The organism is Okeania sp. SIO2B9 (genome assembly GCF_010672505.1).
Taxonomy (GTDB): domain Bacteria; phylum Cyanobacteriota; class Cyanobacteriia; order Cyanobacteriales; family Microcoleaceae; genus Okeania; species Okeania hirsuta.
This window is the reverse complement of the sequence record NZ_JAAHGK010000036.1, coordinates 1-14,785: the sequence shown is the minus strand read 5'-3', so window position 1 is coordinate 14,785 and position 14,785 is coordinate 1. Positions and strand designations below refer to the sequence as shown.

Annotated in this window: 11 protein-coding genes; 6 read left to right on the top strand and 5 right to left on the bottom strand. The window is 37.0% G+C overall.

Features of this window, described 5'->3' with window-relative positions:
* Nucleotides 1-47 precede the first annotated feature (47 nt).
* Nucleotides 48-2,003, top strand: coding sequence for a CHRD domain-containing protein (locus tag F6K13_RS02890; protein WP_124154422.1), 1,956 nt, complete (start codon nt 48-50; stop codon nt 2,001-2,003).
* 215 nt (nt 2,004-2,218) lie between these two features.
* Here the strand turns inward: F6K13_RS02890 and F6K13_RS02885 are convergent, their stop codons facing one another.
* Nucleotides 2,219-3,556, bottom strand: coding sequence for an FAD-binding oxidoreductase (locus F6K13_RS02885; protein WP_375339372.1), 1,338 nt, complete (start codon nt 3,554-3,556; stop codon nt 2,219-2,221).
* A gap of 422 nt (nt 3,557-3,978) precedes the next feature.
* On the opposite strand from F6K13_RS02885, the gene F6K13_RS02880 reads away from it, so the two are divergent.
* A complete protein-coding gene (locus F6K13_RS02880) occupies nt 3,979-4,152 on the top strand; it encodes an EF-hand domain-containing protein (protein WP_161564468.1) in 174 nt (57 codons plus the stop codon).
* Nucleotides 4,153-4,264: 112 nt separating this feature from the next.
* Here the strand turns inward: F6K13_RS02880 and F6K13_RS02875 are convergent, their stop codons facing one another.
* Complete coding sequence (locus F6K13_RS02875) at nt 4,265-4,930, bottom strand: class I SAM-dependent methyltransferase (protein ID WP_124144560.1); 666 nt, start codon at nt 4,928-4,930, stop codon at nt 4,265-4,267.
* A gap of 355 nt (nt 4,931-5,285) precedes the next feature.
* Here F6K13_RS02875 and F6K13_RS02870 point away from each other — a divergent pair, with 355 nt between their 5' ends.
* A complete protein-coding gene (locus tag F6K13_RS02870; RefSeq protein ID WP_124144561.1) occupies nt 5,286-7,184 on the top strand; it encodes a S9 family peptidase in 1,899 nt (632 codons plus the stop codon).
* 798 nt (nt 7,185-7,982) lie between these two features.
* Nucleotides 7,983-8,108, top strand: coding sequence for a hypothetical protein (locus tag F6K13_RS02865; RefSeq protein WP_275670345.1), 126 nt, complete (start codon nt 7,983-7,985; stop codon nt 8,106-8,108).
* Nucleotides 8,109-8,233: 125 nt separating this feature from the next.
* Here F6K13_RS02865 and F6K13_RS02860 read toward each other — a convergent pair whose 3' ends face one another.
* A complete protein-coding gene (locus F6K13_RS02860) occupies nt 8,234-10,285 on the bottom strand; it encodes a mechanosensitive ion channel domain-containing protein (protein ID WP_124144573.1) in 2,052 nt (683 codons plus the stop codon).
* A 532-nt stretch (nt 10,286-10,817) separates the two neighbouring features.
* Between F6K13_RS02860 and F6K13_RS02855 the strand changes: the two genes are divergently transcribed.
* Nucleotides 10,818-11,060, top strand: coding sequence for a hypothetical protein (locus tag F6K13_RS02855; protein ID WP_124144574.1), 243 nt, complete (start codon nt 10,818-10,820; stop codon nt 11,058-11,060).
* Here F6K13_RS02855 and F6K13_RS02850 read toward each other — a convergent pair.
* Complete coding sequence (locus tag F6K13_RS02850) at nt 11,038-11,295, bottom strand: hypothetical protein (protein ID WP_124144575.1); 258 nt, start codon at nt 11,293-11,295, stop codon at nt 11,038-11,040. The two genes, F6K13_RS02855 and F6K13_RS02850, sit on opposite strands and share 23 nt — an antisense overlap.
* A gap of 674 nt (nt 11,296-11,969) precedes the next feature.
* On the bottom strand, nt 11,970-13,040 hold the full coding sequence (gene murG, locus F6K13_RS02845) for an undecaprenyldiphospho-muramoylpentapeptide beta-N-acetylglucosaminyltransferase (RefSeq protein WP_124144576.1): 1,071 nt from the start codon (nt 13,038-13,040) through the stop codon (nt 11,970-11,972).
* Between the two features lie 536 nt (nt 13,041-13,576).
* Between murG and F6K13_RS02840 the strand changes: the two genes are divergently transcribed.
* On the top strand, nt 13,577-14,419 hold the full coding sequence (locus F6K13_RS02840) for a nuclear transport factor 2 family protein (protein ID WP_240038911.1): 843 nt from the start codon (nt 13,577-13,579) through the stop codon (nt 14,417-14,419).
* Nucleotides 14,420-14,785: the final 366 nt, after the last annotated feature.

The following is a 14,785-nucleotide window of genomic DNA, read 5'->3' as shown; positions in this document are numbered from 1 at the left end:
TATTATAGTTTAGTATTAACCATACTGAAAAATTACAGAGATTAATAATGACTACTTATTTATTTGAAAACTTCTTGGGACTTTCTTTGCCAATGTCAGAACTACAAGAAGTTCCCCCAATAGCAGATAGTCCAGCTTTAGGAAGTTTCAATGCTTTTTTACCAGGAAATACATTACTAATAGAGGGACTCTATGGTGGACTATCAAGCCCTTTATTTCCTGTAGGAGCAGCAGACTCAGAGGAAAACCCTCAAAGCGCAATTCATGTTCATCAGGCTGAAGCAGGTCAAAATGGGGATATTCTTCGCAACTTGACTGTATCAGAATTTGATGATACTACAGGTATATTTCATGGTGCTTTTACTCTCACAAACACAGAAACACAGGCAGCAGAAGCAGACGAGTTGTATATAAATCTGCACACAGAGAATAATCAAAGTGGAGAGCTAAGAGGACAGGTTCTTTTAGACGATCTAGAAGCAATAGTTGGTCTAGGGTTGCCCATGTCAGAAGCTTTTGAAGTACCACCAGTAGCAGATACCCCCGCAGAAGGAATAGTAAATGCCATTCTGACTGGTAATAACCTATTAATACAAGGAACTTTTTCAGACTTATCAAGCGATTTATTCCCGGTTGGAGATGAAGACTCAGCAGGAAATCCTCAGAGCGCCATTCATCTGCATCAGGGATTAGCTAATTCTAATGGTGGAATTATTCGTAACTTCGATGTAATTGATAATGGTGATGGATCGGGTGGATTTTTTGGTGATTTTACTTTAAGTCCCGATGAAATAGTAGCTGCTGAGTCTGGAAATTTGTACGTCAACCTCCATACAGAAAATAATCAGAGTGGAGAATTACGCACCCAAGTTCTGCTCAACGAAATAGACCCAACAGGAAATGATCTAGCAACATTTTTACCGATATCAACCGTTCAAGAAGTCGATCCAGTAGGACCTAGTGACGGTTCAGGAACTTTTTATGCAGTTCTCTCTGGCAATACTCTCAATATATCCGGTGATTTTTCTGTTGTATCAAGTGATTTGTTGAATGTCGGACCCTCCGAGGACTCAGAGGGGAACCCTCAAAGTTCAGTTCACCTTCATTTGGGTGGACTTGGTGAGAATGGCGATATTTTACGCAACTTGACTGTGGTTGAAACTGATGGTGTTGGTGCAGGTTTCTTCTCTGGTAGTTTTACTCTGGATGAAACTGAAGTTGCAGCAGTAGAGTCAGGAGGAGTTTATATTAACCTGCACACAGTAAATAATCCGAGTGGTGAGTTGCGCGGACAGGTGATTTTAGAAGATTTGGATACTGTAATTCCTCTTGATGATGTAGTGTTCAATGGAGACAACCGGGATAACAATATTGATGCAGGTTTTGCTAACGATATAGTAAGAGGTTTTGCTGGAGACGATCGATTAAATGGACTCGCAGGTGACGATCGCGTCATTGGTGGTGATGGTAATGACAACCTGATTGGTGCTAGAGGAAACGATACTCTATTAGGCCAGGATGGTAATGATGTTTTAGAAGGTCGCCCTGGGTTCGATATATTGCTTGGTGGAGACGGTAATGATATTCTCAATGGTGGTCAAGGTCGCGATCGCCTGAATGGTGGTGCTGGAGACGATGAATTGATAGGTGGGGCAAGTATAGACCGATTTATTTTTAACACCAACGAAGAATTTGATTCTCAAGATATAGGTATAGACCAGATTAATGATTTTAATAGTGGGCAAGATAGAATTTTGCTTGACTTGAGAACCTTTACTGCTCTAGATAGTTCTCCTGGTATTGGTTTATCTACAGATGATTTTGCAATTTTCTCTAGTGAAGTTGATGCTGCAACTGCTGAGGCTAAAATTGTTTACAACTCTGCTAGTGGAGCGTTGTATTATAATGCCAACGGTACTGAAGATGGTTTCGGTACTGGCGCTCAATTTGCCACATTAGATGGCAGTCCAGATTTAGTAGCTAATGATTTTCAAGTTAGATAGATAGGAATTGCCACTCTACCTGTACGCTCAGTTGCAACGCACCTTACACCATTCCTGCCTGTTTGATCTGAAAACTAATTCATATCATGTCCGGATAATTAGCGATCAAAAAAACTTTCTCCTCTTTCTTTTTCTTTCTTCCTTCCTGACTTCTGACTCCTCCGTCGTTTATTTATAACTGTTCAACCGGACATGATATCATATTATATTCCCTGTTAAATTCCACCAACAAAAGAATAGGGATTAAAAATATTTTGTGGATCGAATTGTTGTTTAATTCGGCGCATTATCTCAAGACCATTCTGATTATAACCCCAAACATCTAGTTTTTCTTTTATCTCTAATGGTGCTGCTAAAACTGTGATAAATCCACCTTTAGATTCACACCAACGCCTTAATTCTAGAATAGTTTCAGGAGTAACAGAATTAAACTTTAATTCTCCCAAACCACTCCCTGCATGAATTAATCCGAAACCAGTTTCTATGGCCGATCGCTCTAAAGTTTCTACAGCTTCCCTAGGCATAACTCCTATTTTACAAATTATTTCATTTTGCTGAGAATGCCAGATTTGTTGTTTTAATTTTTGCCATAATTCTGCTTCATAATCATGGTAACGGGTGGAATTTAAACCTAAACTATCTCCCACTTTTAATAATTGATTAGATTGCTCTTCAACACTCTCTATTATGCTTTGAAATCTAACCATTAATCCCACACCTTTACCTAAGTCTAATTGTTCTACTAATTTAGTTGAAAGTAAGTCAATAGCAACGGGTGTTAATGCTGAAGATAATAAAGTTTGAGTTGCTTTGGCAATGTTATTTTTTTCTCCTACTAAAACAACGGTACCGGATGCTTGTTGTTGAGGATAAACTCTCAGAGTAACTTGACTAATGATACCTAATGTGCCATAAGAACCTGTAAATAATTTCATTAGGTCGTAACCTGCCACATTTTTAACTACCCGTCCTCCCGCTTTAGCAATTTTTCCATCCGATCGCACAAAACTTATACCCAGTAGCATATCTCGTACACCCCGGTAGCGTTGACGTAGGGAACCTGTATCAGCAGTGGCAATGATACCGCCAATAGTAGCAGTTTCTGAATAAGCAGGGTCGATAGCGAGAAATTGACCTGCTTTTGCTAAGGTTTCCTGTAATTCTGCATATTTCATCCCTGCTTCCACAGTAACAGTTAAGTCACCCACAGCGTGTTCGATGAGATGGTTGAGGCGATCGCTACTGACAACTATTATTCCTTGTTTGTGAGTAGTTCGGTCTACTTTCATTAACCCTCCCCAATGAACTTTGCTACCGTTACCACAAGGTAATATTGCCCAATTATTTTTAGCACAGCAAGTAACTATGGTAGAAAGTTGTGCTTGAGTTTCTGGATAGACGATGCAGTTGATGGTAGTGTCGGGAGCGATCGCCTGTGATATTTGTTGTTTTTTTGTTTGGTCTATATCTTGCCACAAACTAATATTGTCTTTGCGGACAATAGTTTCTAATTCTTGTATGTTAAATGTATTTTCTTGGGAAATCACTATGATTAATTATGAATGGTATTAAGGAACAAGGAACAGGGAACAGAGAACAGGGAATAGGGAATGAATAAAAATTCTAGACTAACCTAAAACTGTACCTCACGCTTCCTGAAATTTGCTGTATATGCTGAACTACTTATTTTTATCATACTTTTAGATTTATATTTATTGCGAACTTCAATTTATTCTTTTTTAAAAAAAGCAAAGAACGAGTTGGTGTTTGACATAGACTGATGATCAACCTTAAACAAAGAAGTGCTTTTCCTACTGTTCCCTGTTCCCTGCTATATAAACTATAAATGTGCAACCCCCCTTTCCCGACTATAGTCTGATATAGTATCAAATTGTTTAACCCCATAGTCTGATAAATCCTGATGGGAATAAGGACAAATCTAGGTTCAATTATTTGAATAAAGGAAAACAAAAATATGCTGACAGAATTACAAACAAAAAAATGGACAGGTCTGTTTCAAGTCTATGATGCCGATCAAAATGGTGTAGTAGAAAAAGACGATTTTGAGGAAATATTCCAGAATCTTGCTAGAGCGGGTAATTTAACTCAGGGAACACCACAAATTATTAGAGATTATCAGAGAAGATGATCTGGTAGGAGTTAGATAGTTAAAGAAAATGTAAGTAAAAAAAACTTTATTTTTACCTATAAAAAATACTTATTTAACTTACTAACTACCCCCTAAAACCGATCGCTTAATACTAAACCTGACGATAAGCAATTACAGCATAAAAAGGGTCGCCTCCTCCTAAACCGAACATCTGTAAAAAACTAGGTACATTTGACTTCTGATAAATTACCTCTACTTGACTAAAACCTGGAATTTCATTAGCACTTTTTACACTGTCAAAATAACGCTTGACTAACTCTACTCTTCCATTTTCCGAACCATCTCGCCAAGCACTAATAGCTTTCTGATAAAACATCCGATTAGAAAAACTAATAATTGCTATTCCGCCAGGTTTCAAAATTCGATAAATTTCATAAAATATAGCATCAGGATATTGCAAATATTGAATAGAAACACAATTAACAACAGCATCAAAATCTTTGTCAGGAAAAGGTAATTTCAAATCCTTGTTTAAATCTTGAACAAAGTAATGATTTAATTGACGATTTTTAGCCAACTCCTCCTCATTCATACCATGACCTTCAACATGAGCAAATTCAATATCTTGTGGTAAGTGAGAAACCCAACTACTCATCATATCTAAAATTCGAGTATGAGGTTTAAGGCGATCGCGATATAAATTTGTCAACCGATCAATAAACCCTTCATCCACATGAGTAACAAATCTAGGGTAAGAATAAAACAGGCGATCGTCAGAGTCGTCTAACTTTGTGCGTTGATTAGCTTGTAGTAACATAAATAGTCAAGGTGGGTTTACACTACATAATATATTTTATCCAAATGTTACGAATTGTAAAGTAAGCGGTACAATAAAAAATGTATAGCAATAGCTAGAACAGTTAGGACAAAGACTGATAATGATCTTTAGGTGTTGCTGAATTGAAGTATGAATGCGCGATTGTTTGGTTCAGGTCCACGCCCCCTAAATCCCCCAAAATTGGGGGACTTTTAGAGTTTTATTCCCCCCAAAATTGGGGGGGCAAAATCATACCCAGAATCAGCAACGCCAATCTTTAGACAGAGAAATGTTTTTCAATCTGTTCCCTGTTGCCTGCTATGCAACTTCAGCAAATCAAATATTCAACCAAAATATGACAACAACAACCGCAGAAAAAATGACAACTAAACTCCCTCCCCTTATTCCCCGTGAAATTTTGTTTGGCAACCCCGAACGTACCAGTCCCAAACTTTCCCCCGATGGCAAATATCTGGCATATATTGCTCCAGATGAAAAAAATGTCTTGCAAATATGGGTACGAACAATAGGTCAAGAAGACGACCGCCAACTTACTGCCGACAAAAAACGGGGCATTCGGATGTATTTCTGGACTTACAACGAAGACCAACTCATATATCTTCAAGATGCTGATGGGGATGAAAATTATCATCTCTATCAAGTTAATATTCAATCAAACATGGTGCGCGACCTCACCCCATTCCAGGGAGTCAAAGCAGAAGTAATAGATTTAGACCATAATTTCCCTGACCAAATATTAGTGGGTCTGAACCTGAAAAATCCCCAAACTTTCGATGTTTACCGCATCAACCTCAATAATGGTGCAGTAGAATTTGACACCCATAACCCAGGTAATATTGTTGGTTGGACTGCTGATGCAAAATTCCAAATCCTGGCTGCAGCAACCATCACAGAGGATGGAGGTTCGGATTTACTGTATCGCGAAACCACAGAAAAATCTTGGGAAACTATCCGTCACTGGGGGCCAGATGAAGATGGAGGCCCGAGTTTCTTCTCCAATGATGGCAAAACTCTCTATATATCAGCTAACCATGATGCTAATGCTATACGTTTACTTGCTCTCGATCTTGCCACTCGCGAAGAAAAAGTAATTGCTGAAGACTCCCAATATGACATTAGTGGCAGTTTAACTCATCCTATTACTCGTGCCATTGAAGCAGTGGGTTTCTACAAAGATAAATTAGAATGGCAGATTCTAGATGATAGCATTGCTGCAGATTTTGAATTTCTCAAGCAAGCGCACAAAGGCGAGTTTCGCATCGTTAGTCGTACCCTCGAAGACAATAACTGGTTGGTAGCTTATTTTACTGATGACGGACCTGTTTATTATCATACTTACGACCGCACTGCTAAAACTATAACTTTTCTCTTTAGCAACCAACCCCAACTCGAAGGTTTACAGTTGGCACCAATGGAACCCATTTCCTACGCTGCTAGGGATGGTCTAACTATTCATGGTTATCTGACTAAACCTGTAGGTGTTCCAACTCCAGCACCAGCAGTGCTTTTAGTTCATGGGGGACCATGGGCGCGGGATACCTGGGGTTATAGATCACAAACTCAGTGGTTAGCTAACCGAGGTTATGTGGTTTTGCAAATTAATTTCCGGGGTTCGACTGGTTACGGTAAAGATTTTCTCAATGCTGGTAACCGGGAATGGGGAGCGAAAATGCACGACGATCTAATTGATGGAGTTAACTGGTTAGTAGAAAAGGGTATTGCTGACAAGGATAAAGTTGCTATCATGGGTGGTTCTTATGGTGGTTATGCAACATTAGCAGGGTTGACTTTTACCCCGGAAGTGTTTGCTGCTGGTGTGGATATTGTCGGACCGAGTAATTTGATCACTTTAATGCAAACTATCCCTCCTTATTGGGAACCTTTGAAGAAAGTCTTTTTCCATCGTGTGGGAAATTTGGAAACTGAAGCAGAATTTTTGAAGTCGCGATCGCCTCTGTTTTTTGTCGATAAAATTGAGAAACCTTTATTAATAGGTCAAGGAGCAAATGACCCACGGGTGAAAGAGTCAGAAAGTACGCAAATTGTTAAGGCAATGGAAGACGCGGGTAAACCGATCGAATATGTGCTATATACAGATGAAGGACATGGTTTTGCTCGTCCAGAAAACCGTTTACATTTTTACGCGATCGCCGAGGAATTTTTAGCAAAATATCTGGGTGGAATATTTGAACCAGTAGGGAATATAGAAGGTCACTCTGGTGTAGTTCGTTAGAGCGGGGGAGTAGGGGAGTAGGGGAGCAAATTCCTTGGATAAGAGGTACAGAGATTAACAATTTAACGTTTGTAGTGCGGGCATCTTGCCCGCGATGGGTGCACCTCATATAGCAATGTGCGCTGGCATATTTAGGGCTTGCTGATTAAATATCAAAGCATTGACTGATATTGGTTTGCTGCCTTTTTTTGTCTTGAAAAAGTGCAAGCTTTTCGGTCTAGGGAGCTCATGCATGCTAGTATTTTGGGATGATTATGGCAGAAAAATAAAGGGACAATTTTTACTACTACCTCCTCGCTCATCCCCATTTCTCCTGTCTCCTGTCTCCTGTCTCCTGTCTCCTACCCCCACCAACAGACTTTCCATAAGCAAACCCTATTTACAAATTACAAGAGGTGTCCAATAGCTAAAAGCCTTATATTATCGGTTTTTTATTCCCCCTTCCGGAGCTGTTGTCTGTTGCCTCTCTTGGTGCGCATTCCCTTGCGACTGGCGTCGTCGCGGGGTCGCACCGCTGTTGCCTGTTGCCTGCGCACAGTGCTATAACTTCGGAAACTGCTGTAATACCAATTTGAAAAAAGAATGTTACGAATAATAAGTGCGATAAAAAGATTTTGCAGGAAATTTCTCTTTGACGAAAAAGAGAATTTACGACCTAAAAACTGGTATTGAAGCAATTCCCATACGACTCCTGACTCCTGACTCCTGACTCCTAAGAAATAGCCTAACTATTTGTAGCAAACATTTATCAAATTGGTATAAATACATCCTCTTTCTTTGGTAGTCCTGCGGAGCGTAATGGTATACAGCAAAAAAATACCAGGTACGGGAGCAAAAGGAATACCTGAAACGGGAGCAAGATGCACCACTACCCAACAGTTTAAAACTCAGGCAACACCAGATTTTTCCTTCTGTGCTAGATAACTAAAGCCTTCTTCCTTCTTCCTTCTTCCTTCTTTCTTCTCCTCTTCTTCCCTCCTGACTCGGTAACTTCCCCTCCACCGGAGGGGGAGGGGTTAGGGGTGGGTTGACTCCTGACTCCTGATTAACTATTCTTCTTCATAAAAACTATAAAAAAGATATTCATTTTTAAAACCATGTCTATCTAAGACATGATGAATTAACCCACGATCAATTAATAATTGACCAATCGAAATTGCTTCTTGTAAATTCAAATTTTGAGTCCTCATTAACCATTTTACTGCCTCAGAACCAACAAAACATTTTGGGTAAATACCCCACCGATGTCGGCGGTCTTTTATTGCTACTCCATGAGAACCACGCATTTCCTGAATCAAGGTATCTATATCTATATTATTAAGAATTTCACTGTCGATATTATTGATGGTTGATACAGTTAAATTATCCTCTTCATCTAGCTCTAAATCAGAAATTTTTCTTTCCAGTTTATGTACAAAACTATCAGGATAATAAAGTTCTACAGATTGGGTAGTATTTTTCTGAATCCAAGTCTGAATCATTTGCTCTATTTCTGGAGATTTTAAATGCAAATCTCGCTGAGGAAAAGGAATTTCAATTCCATATTTTCTTAGACTTACTTCAATACGATAATTTAGTTCACTTTTGAGCTTATGTTTTTTCTGAGGTTCTCTAATCCAAACAAGCAAATCAAAGTTTAGAGAACTATCACCAAATTCTTGAAACCATAGTTGCGGTGATGGATTTAATAATACTTCGGGATGACTTTTAGCTACTTCTAAAATAGCTTTTCTAACTAACCTAATTTCAGAACCATAGGCAACTCCTATGGGAACTTTTACCCGAGAAATCGGATTATTATGACTCCAATTTAAAACTTCATTTTCTAGAAAACGAGAGTTAGGAACAATTAAAGAAATCTTGTCTAAAGTAGTAATGTAAGTGCTGCGTAAACCAATCCGTTTAACAATACCTTCTAAATTTCCAACTTGAATAAAATCACCCACTTGAATAGGCCGCTCAAAAATTAGAATAATGCCACTCATAAAATTGTTAGCAATATTCTGTAGACCAAAACCGATACCTACACCAAGGACACTAGCAATAATTGCTAAAGAACTAACATCTACCCCCCAAAGTTGCAGAATAATTAGTATACCTAAGAAAATTAAGCCATATTGAACTAAGAAACTAATTGTATCTTGAATGCTCTGCTCTGCTCCTGTTAAGCCAATAATTTTACTTCTGAAGATGCTAATAAAATATCCTACTCCTTTCCACATTGCAATGGTTAATCCGACTAAAAACATTATGTCTAAAATGGAAAAACCTTTGTTACCTAGATTAAAAATAGTAGAAGTAAAGCTCTCTTTTAAAATATTTAATACTTTGTCGCGATAGTTGCTAAGAAATGGTATTAAATCGGTTATATAGAGGACAACTACTATCCAGACTATGACTCTAACAGCAATTCCAGTTAATGGCAAAAGTGTAGGGAAATAATTGACAAGTTTAGGATATCTTTCCTCAAATAAATTGCTAATTTTGAATTCAAAAAAACCATAAGATAACTGTAGAGTAAAAGCAGTTAAAATTAGAATAATACTGATGATTAATACTTGGAAAATATAACGTGGCTGACGTTCTGTTTGAGCTAATTCCAAAGCTTCTTCAATTCTATATTTCCAGATTACTGCTTGCTCTTCTATCTTCATTCTTCCTTTGACATCTGTCGCAGTTACTGTGAGTAGATATTTACTATTAACACCCAGAATTGTTTCTTCATTTTTCTGGTCTATATCTACCTCTATAGATTCACCTGAGCTTAAGATATTTTCTAATGTTGAACTGATGATTTCAGCTCGTTTAGTAGCTGTCAAATTTTTATCATCATTACCTGATACTTTAAATAATATTTTACCATTAAGTACTACTGGAGCTGTTTTGAAATTATTATTAGTAGCAGTAGATTGCCCCCAAGCTGGTACTATGAAAAATAATAAAGGTAGCAAAAAAGCAATTATTAATATTTGAATAATTTGTCTTTGAGCTATTTTTCTCCTTAGTGGAAAAATCAAACTATTCTTTGTTGCTAGAGAGCAATTTGTTCGTTCACATCTTGCTACTTTTCTCAACTTTAGCCATAAATATTCATACCACATAGCAACCTTTTAAAACCTCAATGAACATTTAATTATCGACTGATTTGCTGTGGAAAAATTGACGCACTAAATTTGTTAACTTATTGGTACTTTCTATTACTGCTAAATTTTGTTCTAGCAGATTTACAGCGCTTTTGCCGCTAACGCCCCTACTGTGGTCTACTGAAATGAAAACCGCTGTAAGTTTTTTTATTAGGACTTACTAATTTTTTAATTTTAATATGAAATACTAAAAATTATGTTATTTAATACTCTCCTTATCTCCCTTACTAATTATTGATATCAAAACAACTTTTGCAAGAGATTATAGTTGTAACTTACTATCATATAAGCTTTTGGCTAAGTTCTCTGAATGGTATAATTATTGTTTGAAAAACGCAGAAGGCATAAGGGAAAATTGCTTATGGATAGTCTTCGACACACCACTCCCTGTCTTATAACCCCAAACAATTTTAAGCATCACCGTTGACGGTGGAGTATTAAACCCGCCACAGAAAAGATAATATCATGAACTTTAAAGTAATGAGGAAAAATGAAATTATTACTCAAGCAAACTAGAGCTACTATTCGTAAATCCCTAGGAGTTATTCGTAAGGGTTTATCGTTTGGAGAAATTTTAGATAATAAAGCTTTGATTGGAACTCACCACAAAACAGGTACTGTTTGGATGTTAACTATATTCAGTGCTATTGGTTCTGATTATGACTTAAAATTTTGCCGGGAGAAAAATAAGGCAGCTCTTAGGGGTTCATCTAAGAACTTTGGGCATTGGTGAAAATAGGTATGACATTTGTCCGGATCAGAGCGCAATAGAACTCTATTCCGCTTACGCGACCAAAAAACTTTCTCCTTCTACTCGGGGTTTGTTCTTCTTTCTTCCCTCCTGACTCGTGAATTCTGACCTCCTGGGAGGAGTTAGGGGTGGGTTGACTCCTAAGTAATGCGCGATTAATATCATACACGCTATTCAGCAACGCCGAACTTTGATATTTTTCTTGACGATCATTCAAAGTTTGATTTTGACATACTTTCTAATTACAAAGGATTACATATTATCAGAGACCCAAGAGATGTAATTGTTTCTACTTGTTTCTATCATACAAAATCATCAGAAAAATTGTTACATATTAACAGAAAATATTTTTGTGGATTGACTTATATCATGTCCGGTTGAACAGTTATAAATAAATAACGACGGAGTCCTCAGGAGTCAGGAGTCAGGAGTCAGGAGGGAAGAAAGAAGAAGGAAGAAGAAGAACTGGAGTTGAAGGAGAAAGTTTTTTATCACTAATTAGCCGGACATGATATTACCAGGAAAAACTAAATTATTATTCATCCTGTGATGATCAATTGATATTTGAAATGGAGAATGCAACTAGGAATGTAATTGAAGATATCAAGTGTTAGAATTATGATAATCCTGACTTTATAGAGAGAAAATATGAGGATTTAATTCCAGATACTAACCTAACTTTATTCAGAGATTTTTTTCAGTTTCTATGGTTCAAGGAAAGAATTATTCCTAGTCTATTCAGAATAGCCTAAAGAAAAAGTTTTTTTCTGGACGGGTTTCAAACAATAAGCATATCAGAACGGGAAAAAAACAGCAGTGGAAAGAATATTTTAAGCCCATTCACGAAGCAAAAATTTTCGATCTATTTGATGATGTTTTACTCAAACTAAATTATGAGTAATCATTCAATAATTTATCGACTAAATTTGCTAATCTCTTAGCACTATCATTTACTGCTAATTTTTCCGAACCCTGATTCATTTTTTCCAGTTTTTCTGGTGAATTTAATAACTCCAAAACTACTGTTTCAAGTTTTTCAGAAGTTAATTCTGATTGAGGAAAAACTATTGCCGCTTCCTGATTTGCAAATACATTAGCATTATAAACTTGATGATTATCAGCAGCATAAGGATAAGGAATTAAAATAGAAGGTGTATGAGTAACTGCTAACTCTGTTAAAGTACCCGCCCCTGCTCTACCAATCACTAAATTTGCCCGCTGAAATAAACCAGCCATATTATTATAAAATGTCATAGGAAAATATTGGGGATGTTCTACACTAAAAGCATCTCGGTCATTTTCCCCAGTTTGGTGAATAATCCAAGCACCAGCATCAACCCATGCAGGAACACATTCTCTCACTAATTGGTTAACCGAAACTGCTCCTTGAGAACCCCCAACAACTGCAATCACAGGGACATTTTCTGGAATAGGTATATCTAACACTTGAGGAGACAAAAATTGCTCTCTGACAGGAGTACCTACATAAACCGTCTTACCATTAGGGAGATATTTTGCTCCTTCCTCAAAACCCAATGCCACTACATTACATAAACTACTAAACCAGCGCGTCACCTTCCCAGGCAAAACATTAGACTCATGGAGAATAACTGGTAAACCCAAGGAACGAGCAGCAATAATGGCCGGAGCAGCAATATAACCGCCAGTGGTAAACAATCCTTGAAAGTTTCCCTGCTTAAGTATATGTCTTACCTTTAGAATAGAGCCAATAAGTCCACTCAAAATTTTTAAAGTCCCCAGGCCCAATTTCTGCTGAAAACCTTCAACTGATATAGTATGGAGAGGATACTGGGATGGGACTAACTTAGTTTCTAAACGATTAGGTACTCCTAACCATTCGATCTGATAATCCTTTAATTCCTTAGCAGTGGCGATCGCTGGAAATAAATGTCCGCCAGTACCACTGGCCGCGATTAACAATTTAATTGGTGTATTGGTCAAGGTTTCTTTACTCCCTGGTATAACAATGAAATAAGTCAAAAATTTCAAATCAAAAGGCCAAAGTTTAAGAGAAATTGATAATTTGTGTATTTTAATTTATCTATAGCAGGGATCAGGGAACAGTGGTAAAAGCTTTTCTCTGTCTCAGGTTTATCATCAACATAAGTTCTAATCAACTTGTTTCTTACTATAATTTTCAGTTTTGCAGAAGGTCTAATATTTCATAATTAGTCTTTAACGCAGTAACATTAGGCAAAAATCAAACCTATCAAAATAATTGGGTCTAAAACCCCGCCTTTTAAGGCGAAATATTTTTGGAGCGAAGCTCAAATCCCCGTTATAGCAATGAGCGCTCAAGTATTTACAATGTCCAGCTCAAAGTGCAGTAAGCGAAAAGGTGTACAAAAAATAATGTGTAAATATGCCAGCGCACATTGCTATACAAAAATAACTTCTGACTTCTGACTTTGTTAAGGCCATATAATTCGATTCTGACAACCAACAAATCTTTAACTAACAACTTTTATAAGTTAAAAATGATTATTTCTCAAATCATATTTCGTACCCAAAGCAAATTTTTGATTAAATTTCATAAATTATCAACAACATTATTTAGTTCTTTATTACTAGGTTTAACTGTTTCTTCTGGAATAGTTTTATCTCCTAATTTTACTTTAGCTCAAGATAGAGATAAAACCCCTGATGAACTGACCGAAATTTTGAAAAAAATAGACCGAGCTGCCAGTCGTCAAGACTTAGAAGATGTAATGGATTTCTATAGTAATGATTTTACTAACTCTGATGGTTTAAATCGGGAAAGTTTGTCAGAAGCTTTATCTAAATTCTGGCAACTTTATCAATCAGTTAAATATCGTACTGAAGTAAAATCCTGGGAAATAGATGGCGATGCAATTGTGGCTGAAACTGTTACTTATATTACTGGTGTTCAGCAAATGAACAATAGAAATATAAGATTAAAGTCTACTATTACTTCTCAACAACGTTATGAAGATAAAAAAATTGTTGAACAAGAAATTTTAGCCGAGCGTAATCAACTGACATCCGGCAAAAATCCACCTACTATTAATGTTAATTTACCACTAGAAGTAGAAGTAGGTAAAAAGTATAACTTTGATGTGATTGTTGCAGAACCTTTGGGCGAACAAATTATGTTAGGAGCTGCTTGGGAAGAACCAATTAATGAAAATTCTTACGATCTTGAACCTGCTAATTTTCAATTAGAACTATTGCCTTCTGGGGGAATTTTTAAAATTGGTGAGGTCATAGAAAATTCTCAGGATCAATGGTTATCAGCAGTTTTGATGCGAAAAGGAGGTATTACTATTAGTACCTATCGTTTAAGAGTTTTGGATAAGTGATGATTTATCTAAGGAGTCAGGAGTCAGGATTCAGGAGTCAGGAGGGAAGAAAGAAGAAGAAAGAATAAAAAGGAGGAAAAGGAGAAAGTTTTTTGATCACTAATTATCCGGACATGATATAATATTGCTTTATAGCAGCCGAAGGAAAGGTTAGGACAGTTCAAAAGTTTAAAACTCAGATAACGTAAGACTTTTCCTTCTTTATTCTTCTTTCTTCCTTCTGCTATACTGCTTACCGTATAAAACCTTCTTCAACAAACAGCAAAATAGATATCTCCAAAAATCAAAAATAAAATCAATTATCGTACATAAATTATCAATTATTTCCCCCTATTCCCTATTCCCTCTTCCCTCTTTTATGGAGAA